Source organism: Streptomyces sp. NPDC001415 (assembly GCF_053597395.1).
Genome location: NZ_JBSFIE010000006.1, coordinates 170,449 through 197,168, shown reverse-complemented (window position 1 = coordinate 197,168; position 26,720 = coordinate 170,449). Strand labels below are relative to the sequence as shown.

The window sequence follows — 26,720 nt, the reverse complement described above, 5'->3', positions numbered from 1 at the left end:
ATACTGACGCCTATGCCACGCGTGCTGCTCATCGAAGACGACCCCTCCGTACGCGAGGGGGTCGAGCTCGGGCTGCGCAGGCGCGGCCACGAGGTGCTGGCCGCCGGGACCGGCGAGGCCGGACTCGGCTCGCTGGGCACCTTCCTGCCCGAGCTGGTGCTGCTCGACCTGATGCTGCCCGGCATGAACGGCGTCCAGGTCTGCCGCCGCATACGCGAGACCAGCCAGCTGCCGATCATCATGCTCACCGCGCGCGGCGACGACTTCGACGTGGTGGTCGGCCTCGAAGCGGGCGCCGACGACTACATCGTCAAGCCCGCCCGCACCGAGGTCATCGAGGCCCGCATCCGGGCCGTACTGCGCCGCCTCGCCGACCCCGTCGCCGCCCGCCCGGGCCCCGAGTTCCACGGCGAGCTCGCCCTCGACCGGGCGGGCCTGACCGCCGCCAAGAACGGCGAGCGCCTGGCACTCGCCCCCTCCGAACTGAAGCTCCTGCTCCACCTCGCGGCCTCCCCCGAGCAGGTCTTCAGCCGCCAGCAGCTCCTCGAATCGGTGTGGGAGCACAGCTACCACGGCGACGCCCGCCTGGTCGACGCCTGCGTACGGCGGCTGCGCCAGAAGCTCGGCGACACCGGCGGCCCCGACGGCACCCCCCGCTACATCCAGACCGTGCGCGGCTTCGGCTACCGCTTCGGGCCACTGTGAGATTCCGCGTCCGCCGGGCATTGCGCCTGGGCCTGCGTACCCGGCTGATCGCGGCGTTCCTCCTGGTGGCCGCGGTCAGCGCGGTCACGACCGCGGCCCTCACCTATCAGTCGGCCCGCTCGGCCATCCTCCAGCAGGCCCAGGACCAGGCCGTCCAGCAGTTCCGCGAGCAGATAGCCAACCAGTACTTCGCGCTGCCCACCTCCACCGCGGAGATGAAGAACGTCTGCCAGGCGCTGGCCAGGGCGGGCAAGCCGCGTCCCTGGATCGTGTTCGCCGAGTACGGCAGCCTGCGCGCGTCCTCCACCCTGCGGCCCACCTCCACCGTGCTCACCGACGAGCTGCGTCGCCAGACCCACGCCAACGCGCACGCCTCGTTCCAGCGCGTGGTCCAGGACGGCACGCCGTACCTGACCATCGGCATGCCGGTGATGTTCGGCGGGAGCGGCGATCAGCAGCGCAGCGGGGTCTACCTGTATGCCGTCATGGACCTCAGGCCGGAGGGCGTCACCATCCAGGCCATGGTCTCGGCGGCCAAGAACGGCGCGCTGCCCGCCCTCGCCGTCGCCGTGGTGCCGGCGCTGCTCGCCGCGCGCAGCGTGCTGCGGCCGGTGCGCGATCTGCGGCGGGCCGCGAGCAGCATGGGCAAGGGCAGGCTCGACACCCGTATCGAGGTCAAGGGATCGGACGAACTCGCCGACCTGGCCTGGACGTTCAACGAGTCGGCGGAGGAACTGGAGCGTTCGGTCGAGGAGCTGCAGAAGGCCGAGGCGCGGGCCAGGAGGTTCGCCTCCGACGTCTCGCACGAGCTGCGCACCCCGCTGGCCGGCATGCTCGCCGTGACCGAGGTGCTCGACGAGGACGCCGACGGCCTCGACCCGGACACGGCGCGCGCGGTGCGCCTCATCTCGGCCGAGACCGGCAAGCTCGCCACCCTCGTCGAGGACCTGATGGAGATCTCCCGCTTCGACGCCAAGGCCGCCGAGCTCAACGCCGACGAGGTCGACGTCGCCGAGACCATCCGCAAAACCCTCCAGCGACGGCACTGGGAGGACCGCGTCGTCACCCAACTCCCGGACGGCGTACGGGCGATGATCGATCCGCGGCGGTTCGACATCGTGGTGGCCAACCTCGTCGGGAACGCCCTGCGGCACGGCTCGGAGCCGGTGACCGTACGGCTGCGCCGCGGGACGGGCGAGGGGCCGTTGGTGGTGGAGGTCGCCGACCGCGGGCCCGGCATCGACGCGGCCGTGCTGCCGCACATCTTCGACCGGTTCTTCAAGGCGGACGCGGCCCGTACCCGCTCGGCGGGCAGCGGCCTCGGCCTCGCGATCACCCTGGAGAACGTGCGGCTGCACGGCGGCACGGTGCGTGCGGCGAACGGGCCGGACGGCGGGGCGGTCTTCACCGTCGAGCTGCCGACCGGGCCGCTCGCGGCCGGACCCGTGGAGGCCGTGCGATGAAGGTCAGGGCCACGGCGCCCCGCGCGCTTGCCGCGCTCGCCCTGCTTCCGGCCGGGCTCCTCGCGGCCGGCTGCGGCATCCAGTCCACCGATGTCATCGCGGTGGGTGGGCCCGCGAGCCCACAGGCGGCGCCGCCGGGCGACGGCACCGTGCTCTACTTCGCGGGCCCCGACGGGCTGATGCCCGTGGTGCGCGAAGGCACCCCTCAAGCGGCGCTTCCGCTGCTCTTCGCGGGCCCGAACAAGGCCGAGAGGGACGCCGGGCTACGCACCGAACTGCCCCCGGTCCAGGGCCCGTTGAAGATGAGCATGGAGGATGGCGTGGCGACGGTCGCGCTCAGCCAGGACGCCTCGGGGCTCACGCCGGTCGCCCAGCGGCAGATCGCCTGCACCGTACTGCAGGCGGCGACGCGGGCCGGCACGGTGCGGGTCACGATCCTCGGCACCGGAGCCAAGAGCTCGCTCAGCCCCCTCACGTGCCCGACGTGAGAACGTGCCCGACGTGAGAACGTGCCCGACGTGAGAACGTGCCCGACGTGAGAACGTGCCGGACATGAGAACGCGCCGGACATGAGGAAGCGCCGAAATGATCTCGGGCTGTTGACTTCGATTCAGTAAACCCATGGGTAACACCCTGGCGTCCGGGCCGCCGACGGACCAAGCTCTGCGTGTGGAGAATTCAGCCAGCGCTACGCCGCCCGCGACCGCCCCGATCGTCCTGCGGCTGCGGCGCACCCTGATCTGGGTCCCGCTCGCCGCGATCGCGGTGGCCGTGATCTGGTGCATCGCCGCCGCCTCTGTCTTCGACGGCCCCAACAGTGGCTTCGCGGGTCCCGTGATGGCCGTGTCGGGTGCGGCCGTCCTGGTCGCGGCGGCCACCTTCGCCGGCTACCTGCTGCGCCCGCTGCGGCTCGACGTGGACGCCGACGCGCTCACCGTGCGGCTGCCGACCTGGCTGGCCGGCCGCATCGACTGGGACGACGTCACCGCCGTGAGCGCGGTAGCGGTGCGGACCGGCCACAAGGTGCGCCGCTTCCTCGTCGTGGACCTGCGCTCACCCGCGCTGCCCTACATCAGCCGCCCGCGCTCCATGTACCGGCGCCTGGCGCCCGTGCTCGGCCGCGCGACGGACGCGCACGGGCTCTGCTTCGAGGAGCAGGTCTTCGACTTCGACGCGGCCGAACTGCTCGATGTGGTGCGGGGGTGGGCGCCCGGAGAGGTCGCCGTCGAGAACCGCACGGTGGAACCGGCCGACAGTCCCTGGGAGTTCTGACCGGCTTCTTGCCTCGTGGCAGGGCGAGCGCCACCGTGTACGCGTACGTCTCGCGCGCCGACAGCACCACCAGCGAGCCGTACGCCGACGACCGCTGCCCGGAATCGGAGTGCTCATGGCCGGATTCACGCTGCCCCACACCCTCCACGGCGACGGGGCCCACCGGGTCGTCGCCGTGCACGGCTGGCTCGCCGACCGCGGCGACTACGCCGCCGTACTGCCCGACCTCGACGCCGCCGCCTTCACCTACGCCTTCGTCGACCTGCGCGGCTACGGCGAGGCCAGGGACGCCACCGGCGCGTTCACCACGAGCGAGGGCGCCGGGGACGTCCTGGCGCTCGCCGACCGGCTCGGCTGGCACCGGTTCTCGCTGATCGGGCACTCGATGGGCGGCGCCGTCGTCCAGCGTGTCCTGGCCGCCGCCCCCGACCGGGTGCGCCGCATGGTCGGCATCTCGCCCGTCCCGGCGAGCGGCATGCCGATGGACGAAGCGACCCGCGAACTGTTCACCGAGGCCGCCGAGCACCCCGCCAAACGCCGCGCCATCATCGACCTCACCACCGGCGGCGAGCGCCCCGACGCCTGGCTGGACCGGATGACCCGGCGCTCGGTGGACCGCAGCGACCCCAAGGCGTTCCGCGCCTGGCTCGACTCGTGGTCGGGCGAGGACTTCCACGAGGAGACCGAGGGATCCCCGGTGCCCGCGCTCGCGGTGACCGGCGCGCTCGACCCGGCGATCAGCGCAGAGTTCCTGCGCGCCACCTGGCTGCGCTGGTACCCGGCGGGCCAGCTCGTCGAACTGCCCCACGCCGGGCACCACGCCATGGACGAGGCGCCCCTCGACCTGATCCGCACCGTCGAGGACTTCCTGCGGGCGGACCATGTCTGAGAATGCCCACCGTGTCTGAGAACGCACGCCATGGCTGACACCCCCGACGTCTTCGACCCCCGCCTGTACGCGGCCGGGCCCCCGCACGCCGCCTACCGCGAGCTGCGCGACCACCACCCGGTCGCGTGGCAGACGGAGCCCGAGGTGCTCGGCTGGCCGGCCGGCCCAGGCTTCTGGGCGGTCACCCGCCACGCGGACGTCGTACGGGTCCTCAAGGACGCGGGCACCTTCTCCTCCGCCCTCGGCGCGACCCAGATCCGCGACCCCGACCCGGCGGACCTGCCGTTCATCCGCCGCATGATGCTCAACCAAGATCCTCCGGGGCACGGCAGGCTGCGCCGCCTGGTCAGCCGCGCCTTCACGCCGGGCCGGATCGACCGCTTCGCGGCGCTGGCGCGCGAGCGGGCCCGGGCCCTGCTCGCCGGGGCCCGCGACGGCGCCGAGGACGGCGTGTTCGACCTGGTCGCAGACGTCACCGACGACTACGCGCTGCTCAACCTCACCGACCTCCTCGGGGTGCCGCCGGGCGATCGGGGGCTCCTCCTGGAGTGGACCGAGCGCGTGATCGCCTACCAGGACCCGGACGAGCCGCCGGTGCTCGGTCCCGACGGGCGGCCGGTCAACCCGCGCTCGCCCGCGATGCTGGCGGAGATGTTCGCGTACGCCCAGGAGCTCGCCGCGTACAAACGCGAGCGCCCCGCCGACGACATCATGACCTCGCTCGCGCACTCGGAACTCGCCGACGCCGAGCTGGAGATGTTCTTCTTCCTGCTCACGGTGGCGGGCAATGACACTGTACGCAGCGCGGCACCGGGCGGACTCCTCGCCCTCGCTGAACACCCGGACGAGCGAGGGAAGTTGATGGGTGGTCAGGTGGCCCTGGGGGTGGCCGTCGAGGAGCTCCTGCGGTGGCATCCGCCGGTGCTGAGCTTCCGGCGCACCGCCGACCGCGCGACCGTCCTCGCCGGGCAGAACATCGCCGCCGGGGACAAGGTCGTCGTCTTCCACGCCTCCGCCAACCACGACGAGCGCGTCTTCGCCGACCCGCACCGCCTGGACCTCGCCCGCGGCCCGAACCCGCACGTCTCGTTCGGCGACGGCCCGCACGTCTGCCTCGGCGCGCACTTCGCCCGGCTGCAACTGAGAGTGCTGCACGAGGAGGCGCTGCGCGTCCTGCCCCGCACCGAACTCGCGGGCCCGCCGCGCCGGCTCGTCTCCAACTTCATCAACGGCATCAAGTCCCTGCCTTTGAAGGCTAGTTGGCTTCAGATGGGTTAACTCCCCGCCCGGTGCGAGGTGCGGACCGCCGGGGCCGGTTCCTGGGCCGCCCGCGTCACATCGGCGACGAGCTCCACCACGTCGGGCCCGTACGCATGCGAGTTGACCACCTTCAGGAGCAGGCAGAACGAGTTGTTGCCGTGCTTACGGGCGAGCTTCTCGGAATTCCGGGCGAGATAGCGGGTGGCGGCCTGGTTGGTGATCGCGGACTGGCCGCAGAAGAGGAACACCGGACGGGAGTCCTGGGCTGGTGTGACCCGGGCCAGGATCACGTACTCGCAGACCCCGTTCTCCAGCCGGTAGCGCTCCGAGCCGATCTGGAAGGCGCCCCGGTCGGGGCTCGGCTCGGAGTCCACGTTCATCTTCACGCCGGGCAGCAGGGAGGCGAGGTGGGCTGCCATCCGCCGGTTCGAATAGGGCCCGCCGAGGCAGAACTCGGTGCGCTCGCCGAAGCCCTGCTGCGCGAGATCGTGCTGAATGATCTGGGCGTGCGCCCCGCAGTCCTTGATGAGCGAGGACAGTTCGAGGAGCGCGAACACGTCGAAACGGTGCACCGCGACCTCGTGCCCCGCGGCGCGGTTGACGACCAGCAGGCACTCCGAATGGTCGGGCAGCCCGAAGAAGGCCTGCTTGCGGCGGAGTTTCCGCTTCCAGAGGTAGGTCCGGGTGACCCATCCCAGGGCGGCGCTTATGCCCGCGGCCAGCACGCCGAGCACGATGTTGCGTATGTCGTCATTCATGGGCGGGCATGCTAGCGGCAGTTCGTGCCCCTGTTCGACTTGCTCATGACGCGGCCCCCGGGACGGCGTTACGCTGCGCGGACGTTCGCCAACGGGAGGTATGCATGCGTCGTTCCGCTGCCCGTACCCTGTCCCTCCTCGCCGCGGCGGCCGCGGTGGCGGCCTCGGTCGCAGCGGCCCCGCCCACGACGGCCGCGCCGCCCGGTCGGACCCCCGCCAAGGTGCCGGAGGCGGTCGGCTACGGGGGAGCGGTCTCCAGCGTGGACGCGGACGCGTCCGCCGCCGGCCTCGAAGTCCTCAGGAACGGCGGCAACGCCGTGGACGCGGCCGTCGCCACCGCCGCGGCCCTCGGCGTCACCGAGCCGTACTCCTCCGGCATCGGCGGAGGCGGCTACTTCGTCTACTACGACGCCGCCTCCCGCTCCGTGCACACCCTCGACGGCCGCGAGACCGCGCCCGCGTCCGCCACGTCCTCGCTCTTCGTGGAGAACGGCAAGCCGCTGCCCTTCGCGGACGCCGTGACCAGCGGGCTCGGCGTCGGCACCCCGGGCACCCCGGCCACTTGGGACCGGGCCCTGGACGCCTGGGGAAGCAAGTCGCTGCGTACGCTCCTGAAGCCCGCGGAACGGATCGCGCGCGACGGGTTCACCGTCGACGACACCTTCCGCTCGCAGACCAAGGACAACCAGGCCCGGTTCGCCGACTTCCCCGACACCGCCAAGCTGTTCCTGCCGGGCGGACAGCTCCCGGTGGTCGGCTCCACCTTCAAGAACCCCGATCTGGCGCGCACCTACGAGGAGTTGGGCCGCAAGGGCGTCGACGCGGTCTACGGGGGCGACCTCGGCGACGACATCGTCAAGACCGTCCGCAAGCCGCCCGTCGACCCCAAGTCGACCCGCAAGGTGCGCAGCGGCGACCTGACCGAGAAGGACCTGCGCGCGTACGAGGCGAAGTTCCAGGCCCCCACCAAGGTCGACTACCACGGGCTCGACGTGTACGGCATGGCCCCCTCCACCTCCGGCGGCACGACGGTCGGCGAGGCCCTCAACATCCTGGAGAACACCGACCTGTCCAAGGCGTCGGACGTGCAATTCCTGCACCACTACATCGAGGCGAGCCGGATCGCGTTCGCCGACCGGGGCCGCTGGGTGGGCGACCCGGACTTCGAGGACGTGCCGGTCAAGGGCCTGCTCTCGCAGCGCTTCGCCGACTCGCGGGCCTGCCTGATCAAGGACGACGCGGTCCTGACCAGCCCCCTCGCCCCCGGCGACCCGCGCCACCCGCAGGCGTGCAAGACGTCGGGCCCGGCGGCCGAGACCACGTACGAGGGGGACAACACCACGCATCTGACGGTCGCCGACAAGTGGGGCAACGTCGTCGCGTACACGCTCACCATCGAGCAGACGGGCGGCAGCGCGATCACCGTGCCGGGCCGGGGCTTCCTGCTCAACAACGAGCTGACCGACTTCTCCTTCGCCCCGGCGAACCCGGCCGTCCACGACCCGAACCTGCCAGGCCCGGGCAAGCGGCCGCGCTCCTCCATCTCGCCGACGATCGTGCTCGACCGGCACGACAAGCCGGTGCTCGCGCTCGGCTCGCCGGGCGGCGCGACCATCATCACCACCGTCCTGCAGACGCTGATCAACCATCTGGACCGGGAGATGCCGCTGGTCGACGCGATCGCGGCACCGCGTGCCAGCCAGCGCAACGCGGCGAAGACCGAGCTCGAACCCACCCTCTACAACAGTCCCTTGAGGGCCCAGTTGGAGGCGCTCGGCCACTCGTTCTCGCTGAACCCCGAGATCGGGGCGGCGACCGGAGTGCAGCGCCTGCCGGACGGGCGCTGGCTCGCCGCGGCCGAGAAGGTTCGGCGCGGCGGTGGTTCGGCGCTGGTGGTCCATCCGAGTGGAAAGCAGTAGCCCCGGCTGACGTTGCCGGTGAGGCCCATGGGCCCGACCTGAACGGCCGGGAACCATGGGCCTCTTGTTGTGAGCGAGGTTGACGCGGTCACGGCCAGGCGCCAATTGCTCGCACAACGGGTAAGGAAACTTTCCTAACAGGAAGGTCGGTCCCCACGTGCGTACCAGACAACTCGCCCTCGCCGCAGCATCCGGCGCCGTCCTGTTCGCCACGGTGGTGCTCCCCGCCACCGCGCGGGGTGCCCACACCTCCAACGCGCCCACCAGGGCGGACCCCGGCTCGGTCGGCGCGGACGAGCTCCTCGCCAAGGTGAGGACCTGCTCCCAGATCTCCAACGGCAAGTACAGGACGGACGGCGGGAGCCCGGCGACCGTCCCGGTCTGCGGCAAGAACGGCGCCGTGTTCTGGAAGGCCGATCTGGGCATCGACTGCGACGGCCAGATCACCGAGGCCTGCAACGAGAACACGGACCCCTGGTTCCAGCCCGACACCAGCTTCCACCAGTCGAACGGCAAGCCGCTCAACGCGGAGAAGCTGCCGTACGTGGTGGTGCCGAGCCCCGGCTCGATCTGGAACTATGCCTCGGCCGGCATCAAGGGCGGCGGTGTCGTCGCCGTCATCTACGGCAACAAGGTCGAGTACGCCGTCGTCGGCGACACGGGCCCGAGCAACGTGATCGGCGAGGCGTCGTACGCCACCGCCAAGGCGCTCGGCATGAACCCCGATCCGAAGACGGGCGGGGCGCAGTCCGGCGTCACGTACATCCTGTTCAAGAACTCCCGGTCGAAGCCGATCGAGAGCCACGGCGCGGCAGCGGCCCTGGGCGACGAATTGGCCCAGCAGTTCGTGGCCAACAACTGAGCGAACCCATTGCGGTCAGGTGCGGTGGCGTGCCCCTTCACAGGCGCGGGCCTGTGACATGGAGCCAGGCTTTCAAGGGGCGCGGGCAACTGCGCGACCAGCCACGGCGGACCCGCCCCCGACCAACAGCACGCGGGAGCGGGAAGCGTGCCCCGCTAGGGCAGGGTGAGCACGCGAGGTCCCGCGTCGGTGACGGCGACGGTGTGCTCGGCATGGGCGGCCCGCGCCCCGCTCACAGTGCGCAGCGTCCACCCGTCGGCCGCCGGATAGTACGCATCGCTCCCGTCGGCGATCAGCATCGGCTCGATCGCCAGCACCATCCCGTGCCGCAGCACCATGCCCCGCCCGGCCCGCCCCTCGTTGGGCACGGCCGGGTCCTCGTGCATGTGGCGGCCGATGCCGTGGCCCCCGAACCCGTCCGGGATGCCGTAGCCCGCGCCGCGGCAGACCCGCCCGATCGCGTGGGCGATGTCGCCGATGCGGTTGCCGACGACCGCCGCCGCGATCCCGGCGTCCAGCGCCCGGAACGCCGTCTCGACGAGGCGTACGTCCTCGGGCCGGGCCCGGCCGACGGTGAAGCTGATCGCCGAGTCCCCGGCCCAGCCGTCGAGCACCGCCCCGAAGTCGACGCTGACCAGGTCGCCGTCGCGCAGCCGGTAGCCGTCCGGGATGCCGTGCACGATCGCGTCGTTGACGGAGACGCACGCGGTGGCCGGGAAGGGGACGGGCGCGAACTCGGGGTGATAGTCGAGGAACGGCGACGTCGCGCCCGCCTTGAACAGGATCTCCCGCGCGGCGGCGTCGAGTTCGGCGAGGCTCACGCCGACGCCGGCCGCCTCCCGCGCCGCCGCCAGGGCGTGGGCCACCACACGACCCGCCTCGCGCATCGCATCCATCTGGGTATCGCTCTTGATCTCCACCATTCCAATTACTATACCGGTATTTGAATGGGGTGAGCGCTCGGGTCCCCTTCGGGTCGGCTCAAATGGCTTCCAGGATCGTCGCGTTGGCGAGGCCGCCCGCCTCGCACATGGTCTGCAGCGCGTAGCGCGCCCCGCGCTCCCGCATCGCGTGCACCAGCGTGGTCATCAGGCGGGTGCCGCTCGCGCCGAGCGGGTGGCCGAGCGCGATCGCGCCGCCGTGCACGTTCACCTTCGCCGGGTCGGCGCCGGTCTCCTGCTGCCAGGCCAGGACCACGCTGGCGAACGCCTCGTTGACCTCGAAGAGGTCGATGTCGCCGAGGTCGAGCCCAGCCTTGCGCAGCACCTTCTCCGTCGCCGGGATGACCCCGGTCAGCATCAGGACCGGGTCGGAGCCGGTCACCGCGAAGCTGTGCAGCCGGGCGATCGGGCGCAGTCCGAGCCGGGCGGCCGTCTCGCTGGAGGTGATCAGGACCGCCGACGCGCCGTCGTTGGTCGGGCTGCTGTTGCCCGCCGTCACCGACCAGTCGATCTCCGGGAACCGCTCTGCGAAGGCCGGGTCCATGAACGACGGCTTGAGCCCGGCGAGGATCTCGGGGGTGGTGGCCGGGCGTACGGACTCGTCCCGCGCGAGGCCGGCGATCGGCGCGGTCTCCGCCTCGAACAGGCCGCTCTCCCAGGCGTGCGCGGCCTTCTGGTGCGAGGCCGTGGCGAACTCGTCCATCTGCCACCGCCCGATCGACCACTTGGCGGCGATGAGCTCGGCGCTGATCCCCTGGGGGACGAGCCCCTCGGGGAAGCGCGCGGCGACCCCCGGCCCGAACGGGTCTTTCCCCGCAGGCACGTTGGACCACATCGGCACCCGGCTCATCGACTCCACCCCGCAGGCCACGACCAGGTCGTACGCCCCGGAGATCACGCCCTGCGCGGCGAAGTGCACGGCCTGCTGCGAGGACCCGCACTGCCGGTCGACCGTCGTCGCGGGCACCGAGTCGGGGAACCCGGCCGACAGCCAGGCGTACCGGGTGGTGTTCATGGCCTGCTCGCCGACCTGGTCCACGGTGCCGCCGATGACGTCGTCGACGAGGGCGGGGTCGATGCCGCCGCGCTCCACCAGGGTGCGCAGGGTGTGAGCGAGCAACTCGACCGGATGGGTCCCCGACAGGGCCCCGCCCGGCTTCCCCTTGCCGATCGGTGTGCGTACGGCTTCCACGATCACGGCGTCACGCATGATGCGCTCCCTCGGCTCTACTCGTGAGTAGGTTGGAAAACTGGACTCACTGTAACTCCATGAGTAGGAAAATCCAACGGACTCCTTTCGGCTCGATTACCGTGGCCCCATGAACGTGTCCGAGCAGCCGCACCACAAGCCCGCCCCGAGCGCCGCCCGCACCGCGCGGGGCAAGAACCCCCGGCCGTGCTCGATCGCCGACGCGCTCTCGGTGGTCGGCGAGAAGTACTCACTGCTCGTGCTGCGCGAGGTCTTCTTCGGCGTCCACCGCTTCGACGCCATCGCCAAGAACACCGGCGCCCCCCGCGACATCCTCACCACCCGGCTGCGCACCCTCGTCGACGCCGGCGTCCTGGAGCGCACCCTCTACAGCGAGCGCCCGGCCCGCTACGAGTACCGCGCGACCCCGGCGGGCCAGGAACTGCGCCCGGTCCTGCTGATGCTCATGAACTGGGGCGACCGCCACCTCGCCGAGGTGCCCCCGACCGTCTGGCGGCACAAGTGCGGGGCGGATCTCGACCCCGCGGTGACGTGCCGCGACTGCGGCGAGGAGGTCCGCCGGGCGGACCTGACCGTACGGTTCGAGGTACCGGGGTGGTCGGAACTGGGGGCCGAATGAGATCGGGCGCCGGCTGAGCCGCAACCCTGACAGGGGCGCGGGGCTGTCACGTGTGCGGCTCCGGCGCGTGGGCACGACCAGCCACGGACGGGCTCGCGGACGACTCTCCGCGCCGGCTCGCAACCGCCTAGAATCACCGCATGGTCCGCACCCCCCTGACCCCCGCAGAGCGTGAACGCGGCGAGCGGCTCGGCCGGTTGCTCCGCTCGGCGCGGGGCGACCGCAGCATGACGGAGATCGCGGCCGCGGCGGGCCTCTCCGCCGAGACCCTGCGCAAGATCGAGACGGGTCGCGCGCCGACCCCGGCGTTCTTCACGGTGGCGGCCCTTGCCTCGGTCCTCGGCCTGTCCATGGACGAGATCGTGACCGACTGCGAGATGCCGCCCGCGGTCGCCGCGTGACAGCGCCCAAGCCGCGCACGCCGAGGCAGGCGGCCCGCACTGCCGTACGGGACCCCCTCGGCGCGGTGCTGCTCCTGCGATACGAGAACGAAGAGGTCGGCCCCCACTGGGCGATGCCCGGCGGCGGCCTGGACCCGGGGGAGCCCCCGCGCGAAGGCGCCCGCCGCGAGCTGCGCGAGGAGACCGGCTGGCACGACCTGGAACCGGGCCCGCTCCTGTGCACCTGGACCCATGACTTCACCCGTGCCGGGATTCCCGTCCGCCAGCACGAGCACATCTACCTGGTCGACGCCCCCGGACCCCGCCGCGAGCTCGGCCCCGAAACCGAGGCCGACCACCTCGCGGACGGCATTCTCGGCTGGCGCTGGTGGACCTCCGAGGAACTGCGCGACACGGACGAGCAGATCTGGCCGCCCCAGTTGCACGACCTCCTCGACCGCTGGTCTCCCGGCGATCGCCCCGCCGACCTGGGATACGTACCGGTCCGCGGCAGGCCGGACACCGTCGGCTGAACCCGCGCCGAGGGGGCGCCTGGAGGACGTAGCCGGAGAATAGCCCCGGGCTGCCTGTTCGGCGCAACAGATCCTGCGTGGGTGGGTGCCCGGGGCGACCGTTGGAGCGTGGCCAATCCGTCTCAGTCCCCTCCGCGCCGCCGCCGTCCAGTGCTGGTGGCCGCTTTCTGCGTGCTGGCGCTGCTCGCCGCCTGCGCGCCCGGCTCCGCCGCCTCCGCTGCGGGGCACGCGAACCTCGCGGCGCTGGTCTTCCGCCACCCCGGCGTCGTCGTTGGCAGGAGCCAGCTCGACACGATGCGGGCGAAGGTGCGGGCCGGCGAGGAGCCGTGGAGCTCGGCGTACGAGCAGATGCGGACCAGCCGTTACGGCTCGCTCGCCTACACCCCGCACCCCGCCGAGGTCGTCCCGTGCCCGCCGAACGCGGGCCCGCCCGCCTGTCTTGCCGAACGCGAGGACGCCATCGCCGCGTACACCCAGGCGCTGCTGTGGAGCGCCAACGGCAACGAGGCGCATGCCAGGAAGGCCGTCGAGATCATGGATGGCTGGTCGCAGGTGATCAAGCGGCACACCGAGGGCAACGCCGATCTCCAGACCGCCTGGGCGGGCTCGACCTGGGCACGCGCCGCCGACATCGTGCACGCGGGTTACCCGCCGTGGAAGGGTCCGGCCGTGCAGCGCTTCAAGGGGATGCTGCGCAAGGCCTATCTGCCCGCCGTCACCGCCAAAGTCCCCGATTACAACGGGAATTGGGAACTCGCGATGACCGACGCGGCCATCGGTATCGGCGTGTTCGTCGAGGACCACAAGATCTTCGAGGAGGCGCTGGACCGCTACCGGGCGCGCGTTCCCGCCTACTTCTACCTCGCCTCGGACGGCAAGCTGCCCAAGCCGCCGCCCGGCGGCTCGATGAACACCCCGGACAAGCTCGCGGCGTATTGGTTCGGCCAGCGCACGTACGTGGACGGGCTCGGCCAGGAGACCTGCCGCAACTTCATGCACATCGGGTACTCCCTCGCCGCCTCCGGCCACATCGCCGAGACGGCCTGGCAGCAGGGTGTCGACCTGTACGGGCCGACGGCCCGGCGGCTGAAGGAGGCCCTGGAGTTCCACGCCCGTTACCAGTTGGGCGCCGAGGCCCCGCCCTGGCTGTGCGGTGGCAACGTCGAGCGGACCATGGGGCCGGACGTCGAAGTGCTGCTCAACCACCTCCAGAACCGGCTGCATATGACACTCCCCGATACGCGGGAGCTCGCGGAGCAGCAGCGCCCCGGTGGCACCGACGGGCTCTTCGTCGCCTGGGAGACGCTGACCCACGCGCAGAATCCGGGAGCGGCCTTGTAGGGCGGGCCGGTTTCCGGACGAATTCAACAGAGCGTTGAAGATGGGGGATTGAGTCCGGCCGCGAGCTGGGCATGGTCCGTAGCAATGGACACGACCCGCCGCATCCGGCCCGACGACCGCCCGCTGCGGCCCACCGTCGCCGCCTTCTTCGACGTGGAGGGCACCCTGCTCGCCGCGCCGGACCTGGCTGGTGTCGCCGGGCCGCTCGGCCGACTGTGGCACCCGCCGGTCCTCGCGGCGCTGCACGGCCACGCCGCCCTCGGCCACCTCGTCGTGCTCGTCTCGCCCGCGAGCGCCGCCGAGCTCGAACCGATAGTCCGCCACCTCGCCCCCGACGCCGTCCTCTGCTCCCGCCCGCGGGCCCCCATGATCGGCCAGGGCAAGGGATACGCGGCCCGCGCCCTGCTGCGCGAGCGGGGCATCCTGGCCGCCCGCTGCTACGCGTACGCGGACGAGGCCGCGGACCTGCCGCTGCTCGCCGAGGTCGGCCACCCCGTGGTCGTCGGCGACGACCCGGTCCTGCTGCGCCACGCCCGGCGCGGCACCTGGGACCGCCTGCCGGCAGCCGAGGTCCGCCGAAGGTGACGCCGCGTCAGGTGCGCGGGATCCGTCCACCGGGGGTTGACCTGTGGCGCCGCAATTAGCCTCGCCGTAACGGCGATGGTCTTGCCACGGTGCGTGACGCGCCTTACGGTCTCATCCACACACGGATCTACGCGTGTGGATTTGGCTGGCTGACGACCCGTCGAAGGAGCAGCTCATGGCCAATGTCGTGCGCGCCGCACTGGTTCAGGCGACCTGGACCGGCGACACCGATTCCATGATCGCCAAGCATGAGGAACACGCCCGCGAAGCGGCCCGCCAGGGTGCGAAGATCATCGGCTTCCAGGAGGTGTTCAACGCCCCCTACTTCTGCCAGGTGCAGGAGGCCGAGCACTACCGCTGGGCCGAACCCGTCCCGGACGGCCCCACCGTCACCCGGATGAAGGCACTCGCCCGCGAGACCGGGATGGTCATCGTCGTCCCGGTCTTCGAGATCGAGGGCTTCTACTACAACACCGCCGCCGTCATCGACGCCGACGGCAGCTACCTCGGCAAGTACCGCAAGCACCACATCCCCCAGGTCAAGGGCTTCTGGGAGAAGTACTACTTCAAACCGGGAAACCTCGGCTGGCCGGTCTTCGACACGGCCGTCGGCAAGGTCGGCGTCTACATCTGCTACGACCGCCACTTCCCCGAGGGCTGGCGCCAACTCGGCCTGAACGGAGCCCAGTTGGTCTACAACCCCTCAGCCACCTCGCGCGGCCTCTCCGCCTACCTGTGGCAGCTGGAGCAGCCCGCGTCCGCCGTCGCCAACGAGTACTTCATCGCCGCCATCAACCGGGTCGGCCGCGAGGAGTACGGCGACAACGACTTCTACGGGACGAGCTACTTCGTCGACCCGCGCGGCCAGTTCGTCGGCGAGGTCGCCAGCGACAAGGAGGAGGAACTCCTCGTGCGCGACCTCGACTTCGGCCTCATCGAGGAAGTCCGCCAGCAGTGGGCGTTCTACCGAGACCGCCGCCCCGACGCCTACGAAGGCCTGGTGAAGCCGTGACCCGTCGCCTCCACGACCGCCACCGGGCCGTCCTGCCCAACTGGCTCGCGCTCTACTACAAGCAGCCCATCGAGATCACCCACGGCGAGGGCCGGCACGTCTGGGACGCCGACGGAAACAAGTACCTCGACTTCTTCGGCGGCATCCTCACCACGATGACCGCGCACGCGCTGCCCGAGGTCACCAAGGCCGTCGCCGAACAGGCCGGCCGGATCATCCACTCCTCGACCCTCTACCTCAACCGGCAGATGGTCGAACTCGCCGAGCGCATCGCCCAGTTGTCCGGCATCCCCGACGCCCGGGTCTTCTTCACCACCTCCGGCACCGAGGCCAACGACACCGCGCTGCTGCTCGCGACCGCGTACCGCAATTCCAACCAGATCCTCGCGATGCGCAACAGCTACCACGGCCGCTCCTTCAGCGCCGTGGGCATCACCGGCAACCACGCCTGGTCCCCGACCAGCCTCTCGCCGCTCCAGACGCTGTACGTGCACGGCGGCGTCCGCGCCCGCGGCCCGTACGCGCACCTCAGCGACAGCCAGTTCATCGAGGCCTGCGTCGCCGACCTCGAAGACCTGCTCGGCCACACCCGCAACGTGGCCGCGCTGATCGCCGAACCCATCCAGGGAGTCGGCGGCTTCACCTCACCGCCCGACGGCCTGTACGCCGCGTTCCGCGAGGTCCTCGACCGGCACGGCATCCTGTGGATCACCGACGAGGTGCAGACCGGCTGGGGCCGCACCGGCGACCACTTCTGGGGCTGGCAGGCGCACGACCGCAGCGGCCCGCCCGACCTCCTCACCTTCGCCAAGGGCATCGGCAACGGCATGTCCATCGGCGGCGTCGTCGCCCGCGCCGAGGTCATGAACTGCCTTGATTCCAACTCCATTTCGACCTTCGGCGGCTCCCCGGTCACCATGGCCGCCGGCCTCGCCAACCTCACGTACCTCCTCGAACACGACCTCCAGGGCAACGCCCGCCGCGTCGGCGGACTGCTCATCGAGCGGCTGCGCGCGATCGGCGCCCAGCTCCCGGTCGTCCGCGAAGTGCGCGGCCGGGGCCTGATGGCCGGCATCGAACTGGTCAAGCCCGGCACCGACGAGGCCAACCCCGAAGCCGCGGCCGCGGTCCTCGAAGCCGCCCGCGAAGGCGGCCTCCTCATCGGCAAGGGCGGCGGCCACGACACCAGCGTGCTGCGCGTCGCACCGCCCCTCACGCTCACCGTCGCGGAGGCCGAGGAGGGCGCGTCGATCCTCGAACGCGCCCTGCGCACCGTGTAGTTGACGTACCTCAAGCACTTGTACGTGTACTTGTACGTGTACGAAAGGGAGCTCCACCCATGAGTACCCGCACCCTCATCCGAGGCGGCCTGGTCATCACCGCCGCCGAGGAGACGCACGCCGATCTGCTGATCGAGGACGGCCGCATCGCGGCCATGGCGGCGCACGGCTCGACCGTGGCCCAGGGCTGGACCGCGGACCGCACTCTCGACGCCACCGACAAGTACGTGATCCCGGGCGGCGTCGACGCCCACACCCACATGGAACTGCCCTTCGGCGGCACCTTCGCCTCCGACACCTTCGAGACCGGCACCCGCGCCGCCGCCTGGGGCGGCACCACCACCATCGTCGACTTCGCCGTGCAGTCGCAGGGCCAGGCCCTGCGGGCCGGTCTCGACGCCTGGTACGCCAAGGCGGACGGCCGGTGCGCCATCGACTACGGCTTCCACATGATCCTCTCCGACGTCAACGAGTCGTCCCTGAAGGAGATGGACCTCCTTGTCGAGGAGGGCATCACGTCCTTCAAGCTCTTCATGGCGTACCCGGGCGTCTTCTACAGCGACGACGGGCAGATCCTGCGCGCGATGCAGCGCTCGGCCGCCAACGGCGGGCTGATCATGATGCACGCCGAGAACGGCATCGCCATCGACGTCCTGGTCGAGCAGGCCCTCGCGCGCGGCGAGACCGACCCCCGCCACCACGGCGAGGTGCGCAAGGCCCTCCTTGAGGCCGAGGCCACCCACCGGGCGATCCAGCTCGCCCGGGTCGCGGGCGCCCCCCTCTACGTCGTGCACGTATCGGCCGAGGAGGCGCTCACCGAACTGGCCGGCGCCCGCGACAGGGGGCTCCCGGTCTTCGGCGAGACCTGCCCGCAGTACCTGTTCCTGTCCACCGACAACCTCGCCGAGCCGGACTTCGAGGGCGCCAAGTACGTGTGCTCAACTCCCTTGCGCCCCAAGGAACACCAGGCCGCCCTGTGGCGGGGCCTGCGCACCAACGACCTCCAGGTGGTGTCCACCGACCACTGCCCGTTCTGCTTCACGGGCCAGAAGGAACTGGGCCGCGGCGACTTCTCCAAGATCCCCAACGGCCTGCCCGGGGTGGAGAACCGCATGGACCTCCTCCACCAGGCCGTCCTCGACGGGCACATCTCGCGCCGCCGCTGGATCGAGATCGCCTGCGCGTCCCCGGCCCGGATGTTCGGCCTCTACCCGAAGAAGGGCACGATCGCCCCGGGCGCCGACGCCGACGTCGTCATCTACGATCCGCACGCCGAGCAGGTCATCTCCGCCGAGACCCACCACATGAACGTGGACTACTCGGCGTACGAGGGCAGGCGGGTCACCGGCCGCGTCGAGACGGTGCTCTCGCGGGGCGAACCCGTCATCCACGACCGGCAGTTCACCGGACGGGCCGGGCACGGCTGCTACGTACCGCGCGCCACCTGTCAGTACCTCGGCTAGGAGCACCATGGACTTCGGACTCGTCCTGCAGACCGATCCGCCCGCCTCGGCCGTCGTCGGCCTGATGCGCCGCGCGGAACGCAACGGATTCCGCTACGGCTGGACCTTCGACTCGGCGGTGCTCTGGCAGGAGCCCTTCGTGATCTACAGCCGCATCCTGGAACACACCACCAAACTGACCGTCGGCCCGATGGTCACCAACCCCGGCACCCGCACCTGGGAGGTCACCGCCTCCACCTTCGCCACCCTGAACGACATGTACGGCAACCGGACCGTCTGCGGCATCGGGCGCGGCGACTCCGCGATGCGGGTGGCGGGCCGCCAACCCAACACCCTGGCCCGGCTCGGCGAGGCGATGGGCGTCATCCGCGACCTCGCCGAGGGCCGCGAGGCCGAGGTCGACGGGCAGCGCCTGCGACTGCCCTGGGTGAAGGACGGAAAGCTGCCCGTCTGGATGGCGGCGTACGGCCCCAAGGCCCTCGCGCTCGCCGGGGAGAAGGCCGACGGCTTCATCCTCCAGCTCGCCGACCCCTTCCTCACCGAGTGGATGGTCAAGGCGGTCCGCAAGGCCGCCGCCGACGCGGGCCGCGACCCCGCCTCGATCACGATCTGCGTCGCAGCACCCGCCTACGTCGGCGACGACCTGGCCCACGCCCGCGAGCAGTGCCGCTGGTTCGGCGGCATGGTCGGCAATCACGTCGCCGACCTGGTGGCCCGCTACGGCGAGCACTCCGGTCTCGTCCCCGAGGCGCTCACCGAGTACATCAAGCAGCGCCAGGGCTACGACTACAGCCACCACGGCCGCACCGACAACCCGGACACCGCCTTCGTACCCGACGAGATCGTCGACCGCTTCTGCCTGCTCGGCCCGCCCCAGGCACACATCGAGAAGCTGAAGGCGCTGCGCGAACTCGGCGTAGACCAGTTCGCGCTGTACGCCATGCACGACGCCCGCGAGGCCGTCATCGACGCCTACGGAGAGCAGATCATCCCCGCCCTGTGCTGACGGCTCATCAACTCGCTTGTCAGCAAGGCTCGTTCGCCCCTCACAGCCCTCGCCGCTCTCCCCGAACGAATGGCCTGCACATGACCGAAACCACCGCCATACCCACCTCGGTCGGCCCGCAGGAGGGCCGGTTCGCCAACGAGGACCTGCGGCCGGTGCCGCCCGAGGGACGCACCTGGACGACGTACAACTTCGCCGCCCTGTGGGTCGGCATGGCCCACAACATCCCCTCCTGGACGCTTGCTTCCGGTCTGGTCGCGCTCGGCATGGACTGGAAGCAGGCGGTCTTCACCATCGCCCTGGCCAACCTGATCGTTCTGGTGCCGATGCTCCTGACCGGGCACGCTGGCCCCAAATACGGGATCCCGTTCCCGGTCCTGGCCCGCGCCTCCTTCGGGCTGCGCGGCGCCAACCTGCCGGCCATGATCCGGGCCGCCGTCGCCTGCTGCTGGTTCGGCATACAGACCTGGATCGGCGGCCAGGGCATCTTCGTACTGCTCGGCAAGATCTTCGGCGGCTGGGCGGACGTGGCGTCGATCGGCGGCCAGCCCTGGACGCTCTGGCTCTGCTTCGTCCTGTTCTGGGCGCTCGAACTCGCCATCATCTACCGGGGCATGGAGACTCTGCGCCGCTTCGAGAACTGGGCGGCGCCCTTCGTCATCGTCGGCGCGCTGGTCCTGCTGGCCTGGATCGCGCACAAGGCGGGCGGCTTCGGCCCGCTCCTCGACCAGCCCTCCAAACACGGCTGGGGCCCCGACTTCTGGCCCGTCTTCTTCCCGTCCCTCATGGGCATGATCGGCTTCTGGGCGACGCTGTCGCTGAACATCCCGGACTTCACCCGCTTCGGCAAGGGGCAGCGCGCCCAGGTCTGGGGCCAGACGCTGGGTCTGCCCACGACGATGACGGCCTTCGCGCTCCTGTCGGTCCTGGTCACCTCCGGCTCCCAGGCGGTGTACGGGGTGCCGATCTGGAGCCCGGTCGACCTGGTCGCCAAGACGGACAACGTCTTCGGCCTGCTCTTCGCGCTGCTGACGGTCCTGGTAGCGACGATCTCGGTAAACATCGCGGCGAATGTCGTATCCCCCGCGTACGACCTGGCGAATCTGGCCCCGAAACTCATCAACTTCCGCCGGGGAGCGCTCATTACGGGCATCGTCGGCGTCCTGATCCTCCCGTGGAAGCTGACCTCGACGCCCGAGCTGTACATCTTCACCTGGCTCGGCGTCGTGGGCGGGCTGCTCGGCACGGTCGCCGGGATCCTCATCGCCGACTACTGGGTGGTACGCCGCACGGTCCTTGACGTCGCCGACCTGTACCGGCCGGGCGGCCGCTACTGGTACACGGGCGGCTGGAACTTGCGGGCGGTGGCCGCGTTCCTGGTCGGCGGGGTGCTCGCGGTCGGCGGCTCGTACTCCACGCTCGACGAGAAGGGTGCCAAGGCGGGGCCGTTCCCCACGGACGGCCTGATCCCCTTCCTGAAACCGCTCGCGGACTACGGCTGGGCGGTGGGGCTGGGCTCGGCACTGATCCTGTACGTCGTGCTGTCGGCGGGGACGCGCCGTCAGTCCTCAGGGCCCGGCTTCCAGCCCGGCGCATAGCCGTCGACCGCCCGCTGCCAGGCCCCGGGGCCGCCCGGCAGGGGCCAGGCGCGGGTGAGGACGGCGGCGTCGTCCAGGGTGGTGAGATCGGCCGCGAGCCCGCGGGACGCATGAGAAATCCGAGTCGACGCAAGCGGCCCACCGCTCGCCTCCACCGCCCGCACGTGATGCTCGTACGCCTCAATGCGTTGGCGCATGGGCTGCTCGGCCCAGCCGTCGGGCGTCGCGCGGGCCAGGACGAGGAGTTCGGGGCGGCCGCCTTCCGCGAGCGCGGCCGTGAGGCGGTCGTGGCCGTCCAGTACGACGGGGGAGTTGAGGCCGCTGATCCACCACAGCAGCACCGGGGGCAGCACCCCCTCGCGGTACTGGCGCCGGTAGGCCTTCACGCGCGGGGCGTCCGGGGCGGACAGCCTCCGCAGCGGAAGCAGATCGCGGGCGTCCTCGACCGGGTCGCCGTAGCCGAACCAGGTCAGATGACCCCGGTCGGGATCGTGCGCGAGGAGCTTGGGCCAGTTGACGTCGGCGAACCAGTTGGGCAGCGAGCGAAGGAGGTTCCAACTCCCTTGGTGGAAAGGGCCGTTGGGGCTGGTGCGGAGCTCGGCGGTGAAGTGGTGCGCCCAGCGGGCCGACCACTCGGGCGATGCCGGGAAGGAGCGGGCGAGGGCGGACCGCAGCGGCGGAACCGGCGAGACGTAGCGGCCGGTCCTCGCGTAGTAGAGCCCGCGGTGGGTGGCCCGCTGGACCGCGAAGAGCACGGGGTCCGTGCCCTGGCGCAGGAGCAGCCGCCTGCCGGACGCGGTCTCCACGCGTAGCGCGGGAACGGCGGGCCCGTCGACGTACAGCGACTGCTCCGCCATGCCCCGCTCCCTCTCCCCGCCCGGGTTACGGCACGCGCGCCGTCCATTCCTCGCTGCTGAACTTGGTCGCCGCGAGCTCGCGCGCCCGGGCCATCTCCTCGTCGGTGACCTTGCCCTCGGACAGACCGTACCGGGAACGGAACGAAGCGATCATCCGCTCGATCACGGCCTCGCGCGGCAGCCCGGTCTGCCGCCGCAGCGGGTCGACGCGCTTCTTCGCGCTCTTCGTGCCCTTGTCGGACAGCTTCTCCTTGCCGATGCGCAGCACGTCCAGCATCTTGTCCGCGTCGATGTCGTACGCCATCGTCACGTGGTGCAGTACCGCGCCGTCGTCCGCGACCATCCTCTTCTGCGCCGCGCCCGCGATCTTGCCGGCCTCGGTCGCGATGTCGTTGAGCGGCTGGTACCAGGCCTTGACGCCCATGTCGCCGAGCGCGCCCAGGACCCAGTCGTCGAGATAGGCGTAACTGTCCGCGAAGGACAGCCCCTGCACGAGGGCGTCGGGCACGGACAGCGAGTACGTGATCGTGTTGCCGGGCTCGATGAACATGGCACCACCACCGCTGATCCGCCGCACGACCGTGATGCCGTGGCGTTCGGCGCCCTCCGGGTCGACCTCGTTGCGCAGCGACTGGAAGCTGCCGATGACCACGGCGGGCGCTCCCCACTCCCACACCCGCAGCGTCGGCGGGCGGCGCCCGGCAGCTACCTCGGCGGTGATGACCTCGTCGAGGGCCATGTGCAGCGCGGGCGACTGCGGGGCCTCGTGGATCAGCTGCCAGTCGTAGTCGTTCCAGTCGGTGGCGTGAGCCAGCGCACGGCGCACGGCGACGGCCACGCCCTCCGAGGTCAGGCCGTACATGGTGGTGCCGGGCGGCAGCGCCGCGTCGATCCGGGCCGCGAGCCCGGCGGCTTCGGTGTCGGCGGGGGCGCCTTCCAGGGCCGTGTTGATCGCCAGGATCGCCTCGTCGGGTTCGAGGAAGAAGTCGCCCGCGACCGTCACGTCCCGCAGGACTCCGTCGCGGGTGTCGAGGTCGACCACGACGAGCTTGCCGCCGGGGACCTTGTATTCGCCGTGCACCGATTTGCCTCCATCTGCTCCGAGCGGGCTCAACGGTAATCGGGCGGGCGGTATTCCGGGGCGGGGGGCTTGCTCAGGAGGTGGGCGTAGGGCTGGGATGTTCACGCCGAAGCCGTGTGGGGTTCGCCGGGGGTTCGGATGCGGCTCGCTGATTGTCAGTGCCGCGTGCTTTGCTGGACGCATGATCGACGAAGGATTCATGGCAGGTGGCCCGGCAGCAGTGGAAGAGGCGGTCCGCAAGGCGGCCGCCGCCGAGATCATGCCGCGGTTCCGGCAGCTCGCCGCGCACGAGATCGTCGAGAAGAACGGCCCGCACGACCTGGTGACGGTCGCCGACCGGCTCGCGGAGGAGCATCTCACCGCCTCCCTCACCGCGATACTTCCCGGCTCGGTGGTCGTCGGCGAGGAGGCCGTGCACGCGGACCCGGCGGCATACCAGGCGCTGCGCGGCGACGCGCCGGTGTGGATCGTCGACCCGGTGGACGGCACCCGTCAGTTCGTCCGCGGCGAAGCCGGGTTCTGCACGCTGGTCGCCCTCGCCCACCGGGGCGAGCTGCTCGCGTCCTGGACGTACGCGCCGGCGCTCGACGAGATGGCCGTGGCGATACGGGGCGGGGGCGCCACCCTCAACGGCGAGCCGCTGCACGCCGGTTCACCGGAACCCGGCGCGATCCTTGAGGTGGCCACGTCCCACCCGGACTACACGACGCCCGAGCAGAAGCGGTCCCTCCTCGGCCTGCGCACCGAGGGCGTCCAACTGCGGCCGTGCGGCTCGGCCGGTCTCGAATACCTGGCGATAGCCCGCGGGGAGCTCGACGCACTCGCCTTCACGTGGGAGTACGCGTGGGACCACGCGGCGGGCCTGCTCCTGATCGCCGAGGCGGGCGGCGCGCAGACCACGATCGCGGGTGAGCCCTTCCGGATCACCGGGGGCAACGTGCTCCCGTTCACGGCGGCGCGGGACGCGGCGACGGCGGAGCGGATGCGGGGGCTTCTGGCGGGGGAGTGAGGCGCCCGAGCCTCCGAGGGGGCTCGCCCCCTGCCCCCGACGCCTTTCGCCTGCGGACCGGGGGTGGCTGGTCGCGCCCGCGCGGCGGAGCCGCACGATGTCACAGCCCCGCGCCTCTCGCGGCATCGACCCTGTCAGGGTGCATACCCAGCCCGTCCGGCGTTTGAGGACGAGCGCCCTCTAGGCGCGAACGGGGTCTGGGGCGGAGCCCCAGGAAACCCGGCTTTCCTCTCTCGTCCCAACCCCCGGCGGGTTTCGGGAAGGGGCGGGGAGGGGGCAATCAGCGTCTGGGCCAGAGCCCCAGCGCACCCCACCCCCGGAGTCGTGCGGCGGAGCCCCGGGGGTGTCAGCGCAGCGCTGCTCGTACCTCGCTCACCAGGGTCGCAGCCAGCTCCACCGCCCCGGCGTCGAGGCCGCTCAGGGCCGCCGCCGCGCGCGGCGCGAAGTCCCGCGGGGCCGCTGGAAGGGCCGCCGCCGAGGCCAGCGCTCCCTTCTCGTTCAGGAGCCAGCGCCGATGATGGGCGTGCAGCGACTGCGCCAGGATGCCCAGTGCCCGCGACAGGCAGAGCGAGACATGCAGCACGTCCCCGGCGCCCACCGACTTGCGGGCGACCGCCACCGAGAACTCCGCCTCCCAGGCCGCCCCGACCAGCGCCGCCCGCAACGGCTCCGGGTAGTCCCGTACCGCCTCCTGGAGGGTCGTCAACTCGCCCCGGGGATCGGCCAGTACGCGGCCGAGGGCGACCTCGCCGGGGTACGTCGGCGACCAGAAGCCGAGCGGGTGGCCGGGCTGTACGCCGACCTCGTACCGGCCCTCCAGGCAGTCCGCCCAGACGCGCTCGACCCGGTCGAGGTCACGCAGGATCCAGTCGACCGCGACGCCGTCGAGGGTCAGCCAGGCCCCGCCGTTCACCCAGGGCCCCCAGCCGCCGGGCCCTGCCACCTCCACCGCGGTGCCCGTGACCTCTTCGGCCAGCCGGGCCAGCGCGGAAACGTCCAGGTCACCCCGGTAGTAGAGCCCCAGGTCCCAGTCGGAGTCCGGCCGGTGCGTACCGCGGGCGCGGCTGCCGCCGAGGGCGACGGCCCGCACCCCGGGCACCTCGGTGAGCCGCTCGGCGACTGCGGAAATACGGTGGCTGAAGGCGGCGTCCGTGTGCGAGTTCACCGGCCGGACGCTACCCCGGGCAGGATTGTCGGTGCACCGGAATATCCTGGGGTCCTTGGCCGTGGCGTGAGGAGTCCGAGGTGCCGTCGATGCTCGATGCCGTCGTCGTGGGGGCGGGACCCAACGGGCTGACCGCTGCGGTCGAACTGGCCAGGAGGGGCTTGCGCGTTGAGGTCTTCGAGGCCAAGGACACCGTGGGCGGCGGCGCCAGGACCGAGGAACTCACCCTCCCCGGCTTCCGCCACGACCCGTGCTCCGCGGTCCACCCCCTGGGCATCGGCTCGCCCGCCTTCCGGAACATGCCGCTCGACCGGTACGGCCTGGAATGGCTGCACCCCGAGCTGCCGATGGCGCACCCCTTCGACGACGGCACGGCGGCCGTCCTGTCCCGCTCGGTCTCCGAGACCGCGGCGTCCTTCGGACCGCGCGACGCCGGCACGTACCGCCGGCTGATGGCCCCCTTCCTCGGCAAGTGGGACGTCCTGGCGCGGGACTTCATGTCGCTGCCGCTGACCGCGCTGCCGCGCGACCCGATCGGCCTCGCCCGGTTCGGGACGGTGGGCCTGCCGCCGTACAGCTGGCTGATGCGGCGCTTCCGGGACGACCGGGCGCGGGCCCTGATGGCCGGGCTCGTCGCCCATGTCATCGCCCCGCTCAACGGTCTGGCCACGGGCGGCGTCGGGATGCTCTTCGCGCTGGCCGCGCACGAGAACGGCTGGCCGCTGCCGCGCGGCGGCTCCCAGTCGATCTCGGACGCGCTCACCGCGTACCTGCGCGACCTGGGCGGCGCCGTCCACACCGGGTTCGAGGTCAAGCGGCTCGACGACCTGCCGCCGGCCCGCAGCTACCTCTTCGACACCTCGCCCACCGCGCTGGCCCGGATCGCGGGCCTGGGCCGTGCGTACGACGGCTACAAGTACGGGGCTGCCGTCTTCAAGATCGATTACGCCCTGGACGGGCCAGTGCCCTGGACGGCGAACGAGCCCCGGCTCGCCGGGACCGTCCAGATCGGCCCCTCCAGCCGTGAAATCGGCACCGCCCTGAGTCAGGCCTCCGGCGGCACGGCCCCCGACACCCCGTTCCTGATCACCGCCCAGCCCAGCCTCGTGGACCCGTCCCGCGCGCCCGAGGGCAAGCATGTGTTCTGGGCGTACGGCCATGTCCCCAACGGGTGGCAGGGCGACTTCACGGACGCCATAGAGCGGCAGATCGAGCGGTTCGCGCCCGGTTTCCGCGACCGGATCCTCGCGCGCGCGACCGCGGGCCCGCCCCAACTCGCCGAGCGCAACGCCAACTACGTGGGCGGCGACATCGCCTGCGGCGCGGCCCGCGGCATCCAGCTGCTGCTCCGCCCGAAGATCTCCCTGTTCCCGTACACGACCCGCCACCCATCGGTGTTCCTGTGCTCGTCGGCCGCGTGGCCGGGCCCGGGCGTGCACGGCATGTCGGGCCACAACGCCGCGAAGGCGGTATGGCGGAGCCTGCGGAAGGCGGATCAGCGATGACGCGGAC

General features: G+C 71.5%; 26 protein-coding genes. 20 read left to right on the top strand and 6 right to left on the bottom strand.

Annotated elements, in window-relative coordinates; all coding sequences use genetic code 11:
- Positions 1-12: 12 nt before the first annotated feature.
- From ACWC2B_RS10445 to ACWC2B_RS10420, 6 genes are all read left to right on the top strand, one after another.
- On the top strand, positions 13-705 hold the full coding sequence (locus ACWC2B_RS10445; protein WP_450716066.1) for a response regulator: 693 nt from the start codon (positions 13-15) through the stop codon (positions 703-705).
- Positions 702-2,168 (top strand): ATP-binding protein, encoded by a 1,467-nt coding sequence (locus ACWC2B_RS10440; RefSeq protein ID WP_450716065.1) that lies wholly within the window; start codon positions 702-704, stop codon positions 2,166-2,168. The genes ACWC2B_RS10445 and ACWC2B_RS10440 overlap by 4 nt, the downstream gene beginning before the upstream one ends.
- On the top strand, positions 2,165-2,656 hold the full coding sequence (locus ACWC2B_RS10435) for a GerMN domain-containing protein (RefSeq protein WP_450716064.1): 492 nt from the start codon (positions 2,165-2,167) through the stop codon (positions 2,654-2,656). The genes ACWC2B_RS10440 and ACWC2B_RS10435 overlap by 4 nt, the downstream gene beginning before the upstream one ends.
- Positions 2,657-2,837: 181 nt before the next feature.
- Complete coding sequence (locus tag ACWC2B_RS10430) at positions 2,838-3,440, top strand: hypothetical protein (RefSeq protein ID WP_450716063.1); 603 nt, start codon at positions 2,838-2,840, stop codon at positions 3,438-3,440.
- Positions 3,441-3,555: 115 nt separating this feature from the next.
- Positions 3,556-4,329, top strand: a complete 774-nt coding sequence (locus tag ACWC2B_RS10425; protein WP_450716062.1) for an alpha/beta fold hydrolase — start codon at positions 3,556-3,558, stop codon at positions 4,327-4,329.
- 30 nt (positions 4,330-4,359) lie between these two features.
- Positions 4,360-5,607 (top strand): cytochrome P450, encoded by a 1,248-nt coding sequence (locus ACWC2B_RS10420; protein ID WP_450716061.1) that lies wholly within the window; start codon positions 4,360-4,362, stop codon positions 5,605-5,607.
- Here ACWC2B_RS10420 and ACWC2B_RS10415 read toward each other — a convergent pair.
- On the bottom strand, positions 5,604-6,347 hold the full coding sequence (locus ACWC2B_RS10415; protein WP_450716060.1) for a hypothetical protein: 744 nt from the start codon (positions 6,345-6,347) through the stop codon (positions 5,604-5,606). The two genes, ACWC2B_RS10420 and ACWC2B_RS10415, sit on opposite strands and share 4 nt — an antisense overlap.
- Before the next feature lie 104 nt (positions 6,348-6,451).
- Here ACWC2B_RS10415 and ggt point away from each other — a divergent pair, with 104 nt between their 5' ends.
- Both ggt and ACWC2B_RS10405 read left to right on the top strand, forming a co-directional pair.
- The gene (gene ggt, locus ACWC2B_RS10410; RefSeq protein ID WP_450716059.1) at positions 6,452-8,266 is read left to right on the top strand and encodes a gamma-glutamyltransferase; all 1,815 of its coding nucleotides are present in this window, start codon (positions 6,452-6,454) and stop codon (positions 8,264-8,266) included.
- A 157-nt stretch (positions 8,267-8,423) separates the two neighbouring features.
- Positions 8,424-9,128, top strand: coding sequence for a glycoside hydrolase family 75 protein (locus ACWC2B_RS10405; protein ID WP_450716058.1), 705 nt, complete (start codon positions 8,424-8,426; stop codon positions 9,126-9,128).
- 155 nt (positions 9,129-9,283) lie between these two features.
- Here the strand turns inward: ACWC2B_RS10405 and map are convergent, their stop codons facing one another.
- Both map and ACWC2B_RS10395 read right to left on the bottom strand, forming a co-directional pair.
- Positions 9,284-10,051 carry a type I methionyl aminopeptidase gene (gene map, locus ACWC2B_RS10400; RefSeq protein WP_450716057.1) on the bottom strand — a complete coding sequence of 256 codons (768 nt, stop codon included), beginning with the start codon at positions 10,049-10,051 and terminating at the stop codon, positions 9,284-9,286.
- A gap of 58 nt (positions 10,052-10,109) precedes the next feature.
- Positions 10,110-11,279 (bottom strand): thiolase family protein, encoded by a 1,170-nt coding sequence (locus ACWC2B_RS10395; protein WP_450716056.1) that lies wholly within the window; start codon positions 11,277-11,279, stop codon positions 10,110-10,112.
- Between the two features lie 109 nt (positions 11,280-11,388).
- Between ACWC2B_RS10395 and ACWC2B_RS10390 the strand changes: the two genes are divergently transcribed.
- The 10 genes from ACWC2B_RS10390 (at position 11,389) to ACWC2B_RS10345 (ending at position 21,096) form a co-directional block, all read left to right on the top strand.
- The gene (locus ACWC2B_RS10390; RefSeq protein WP_450716055.1) at positions 11,389-11,898 is read left to right on the top strand and encodes a winged helix-turn-helix transcriptional regulator; all 510 of its coding nucleotides are present in this window, start codon (positions 11,389-11,391) and stop codon (positions 11,896-11,898) included.
- Between the two features lie 140 nt (positions 11,899-12,038).
- Positions 12,039-12,299, top strand: a complete 261-nt coding sequence (locus tag ACWC2B_RS10385; protein WP_450716054.1) for a helix-turn-helix domain-containing protein — start codon at positions 12,039-12,041, stop codon at positions 12,297-12,299.
- Positions 12,296-12,811, top strand: a complete 516-nt coding sequence (locus ACWC2B_RS10380; protein WP_450716053.1) for an NUDIX hydrolase — start codon at positions 12,296-12,298, stop codon at positions 12,809-12,811. Before ACWC2B_RS10385 ends, ACWC2B_RS10380 begins: the two co-directional genes overlap by 4 nt.
- 108 nt (positions 12,812-12,919) lie before the next feature.
- Positions 12,920-14,152 (top strand): alginate lyase family protein, encoded by a 1,233-nt coding sequence (locus ACWC2B_RS10375; protein WP_450716052.1) that lies wholly within the window; start codon positions 12,920-12,922, stop codon positions 14,150-14,152.
- 84 nt (positions 14,153-14,236) lie between these two features.
- On the top strand, positions 14,237-14,737 hold the full coding sequence (locus ACWC2B_RS10370; RefSeq protein WP_450716051.1) for an HAD family hydrolase: 501 nt from the start codon (positions 14,237-14,239) through the stop codon (positions 14,735-14,737).
- 175 nt (positions 14,738-14,912) lie between these two features.
- Positions 14,913-15,749, top strand: coding sequence for a nitrilase-related carbon-nitrogen hydrolase (locus ACWC2B_RS10365; protein ID WP_450716050.1), 837 nt, complete (start codon positions 14,913-14,915; stop codon positions 15,747-15,749).
- Positions 15,746-17,029, top strand: a complete 1,284-nt coding sequence (locus ACWC2B_RS10360; RefSeq protein WP_450716049.1) for an aspartate aminotransferase family protein — start codon at positions 15,746-15,748, stop codon at positions 17,027-17,029. The genes ACWC2B_RS10365 and ACWC2B_RS10360 overlap by 4 nt, the downstream gene beginning before the upstream one ends.
- Before the next feature lie 59 nt (positions 17,030-17,088).
- Positions 17,089-18,492, top strand: a complete 1,404-nt coding sequence (hydA, locus tag ACWC2B_RS10355; RefSeq protein WP_450716048.1) for a dihydropyrimidinase — start codon at positions 17,089-17,091, stop codon at positions 18,490-18,492.
- Positions 18,493-18,499: 7 nt separating this feature from the next.
- A complete protein-coding gene (locus ACWC2B_RS10350) occupies positions 18,500-19,498 on the top strand; it encodes a TIGR03842 family LLM class F420-dependent oxidoreductase (protein WP_450716047.1) in 999 nt (332 codons plus the stop codon).
- Between the two features lie 80 nt (positions 19,499-19,578).
- The gene (locus tag ACWC2B_RS10345; RefSeq protein ID WP_450716046.1) at positions 19,579-21,096 is read left to right on the top strand and encodes an NCS1 family nucleobase:cation symporter-1; all 1,518 of its coding nucleotides are present in this window, start codon (positions 19,579-19,581) and stop codon (positions 21,094-21,096) included.
- On the opposite strand, the gene ACWC2B_RS10340 is transcribed toward ACWC2B_RS10345, so the two are convergent.
- Together ACWC2B_RS10340 and ACWC2B_RS10335 are read right to left on the bottom strand one after the other, a co-directional pair.
- Positions 21,060-21,953, bottom strand: a complete 894-nt coding sequence (locus ACWC2B_RS10340) for a hypothetical protein (protein WP_450716045.1) — start codon at positions 21,951-21,953, stop codon at positions 21,060-21,062. The two genes, ACWC2B_RS10345 and ACWC2B_RS10340, sit on opposite strands and share 37 nt — an antisense overlap.
- A gap of 25 nt (positions 21,954-21,978) precedes the next feature.
- Positions 21,979-23,034 carry a lipoate--protein ligase family protein gene (locus ACWC2B_RS10335; protein WP_450716044.1) on the bottom strand — a complete coding sequence of 352 codons (1,056 nt, stop codon included), beginning with the start codon at positions 23,032-23,034 and terminating at the stop codon, positions 21,979-21,981.
- A gap of 181 nt (positions 23,035-23,215) precedes the next feature.
- Between ACWC2B_RS10335 and ACWC2B_RS10330 the strand changes: the two genes are divergently transcribed.
- The gene (locus ACWC2B_RS10330; RefSeq protein WP_450716043.1) at positions 23,216-24,043 is read left to right on the top strand and encodes an inositol monophosphatase family protein; all 828 of its coding nucleotides are present in this window, start codon (positions 23,216-23,218) and stop codon (positions 24,041-24,043) included.
- Between the two features lie 346 nt (positions 24,044-24,389).
- Here ACWC2B_RS10330 and ACWC2B_RS10325 read toward each other — a convergent pair whose 3' ends face one another.
- Entirely contained in the window at positions 24,390-25,208 is an 819-nt protein-coding gene (locus ACWC2B_RS10325) for a nucleotidyltransferase domain-containing protein (protein ID WP_450716042.1), read from the bottom strand.
- Between the two features lie 80 nt (positions 25,209-25,288).
- On the opposite strand from ACWC2B_RS10325, the gene ACWC2B_RS10320 reads away from it, so the two are divergent.
- A complete protein-coding gene (locus ACWC2B_RS10320; RefSeq protein ID WP_450716041.1) occupies positions 25,289-26,713 on the top strand; it encodes a phytoene desaturase family protein in 1,425 nt (474 codons plus the stop codon).
- Positions 26,714-26,720: the final 7 nt, after the last annotated feature.

What these genes read in the sequence shown, in the direction of transcription:
- ACWC2B_RS10445 (WP_450716066.1), top strand. Translation starts at nt 13, where the DNA reads ATGCCACGCGTGCTGCTCATCGAAGACGACCCCTCCGTACGCGAGGGG.
- ACWC2B_RS10435 (WP_450716064.1), top strand. Translation starts at nt 2,165, where the DNA reads ATGAAGGTCAGGGCCACGGCGCCCCGCGCGCTTGCCGCGCTCGCCCTG.
- ACWC2B_RS10425 (WP_450716062.1), top strand. Translation starts at nt 3,556, where the DNA reads ATGGCCGGATTCACGCTGCCCCACACCCTCCACGGCGACGGGGCCCAC.
- ACWC2B_RS10420 (WP_450716061.1), top strand. Translation starts at nt 4,360, where the DNA reads ATGGCTGACACCCCCGACGTCTTCGACCCCCGCCTGTACGCGGCCGGG.
- ACWC2B_RS10415 (WP_450716060.1), bottom strand. Translation starts at nt 6,347, where the DNA reads ATGAATGACGACATACGCAACATCGTGCTCGGCGTGCTGGCCGCGGGC.
- ggt (WP_450716059.1), top strand. Translation starts at nt 6,452, where the DNA reads ATGCGTCGTTCCGCTGCCCGTACCCTGTCCCTCCTCGCCGCGGCGGCC.
- map (WP_450716057.1), bottom strand. Translation starts at nt 10,051, where the DNA reads ATGGTGGAGATCAAGAGCGATACCCAGATGGATGCGATGCGCGAGGCG.
- ACWC2B_RS10395 (WP_450716056.1), bottom strand. Translation starts at nt 11,279, where the DNA reads ATGCGTGACGCCGTGATCGTGGAAGCCGTACGCACACCGATCGGCAAG.
- ACWC2B_RS10390 (WP_450716055.1), top strand. Translation starts at nt 11,389, where the DNA reads ATGAACGTGTCCGAGCAGCCGCACCACAAGCCCGCCCCGAGCGCCGCC.
- ACWC2B_RS10385 (WP_450716054.1), top strand. Translation starts at nt 12,039, where the DNA reads ATGGTCCGCACCCCCCTGACCCCCGCAGAGCGTGAACGCGGCGAGCGG.
- ACWC2B_RS10370 (WP_450716051.1), top strand. Translation starts at nt 14,237, where the DNA reads ATGGACACGACCCGCCGCATCCGGCCCGACGACCGCCCGCTGCGGCCC.
- ACWC2B_RS10365 (WP_450716050.1), top strand. Translation starts at nt 14,913, where the DNA reads ATGGCCAATGTCGTGCGCGCCGCACTGGTTCAGGCGACCTGGACCGGC.
- hydA (WP_450716048.1), top strand. Translation starts at nt 17,089, where the DNA reads ATGAGTACCCGCACCCTCATCCGAGGCGGCCTGGTCATCACCGCCGCC.
- ACWC2B_RS10350 (WP_450716047.1), top strand. Translation starts at nt 18,500, where the DNA reads ATGGACTTCGGACTCGTCCTGCAGACCGATCCGCCCGCCTCGGCCGTC.
- ACWC2B_RS10345 (WP_450716046.1), top strand. Translation starts at nt 19,579, where the DNA reads ATGACCGAAACCACCGCCATACCCACCTCGGTCGGCCCGCAGGAGGGC.
- ACWC2B_RS10340 (WP_450716045.1), bottom strand. Translation starts at nt 21,953, where the DNA reads ATGGCGGAGCAGTCGCTGTACGTCGACGGGCCCGCCGTTCCCGCGCTA.
- ACWC2B_RS10330 (WP_450716043.1), top strand. Translation starts at nt 23,216, where the DNA reads ATGATCGACGAAGGATTCATGGCAGGTGGCCCGGCAGCAGTGGAAGAG.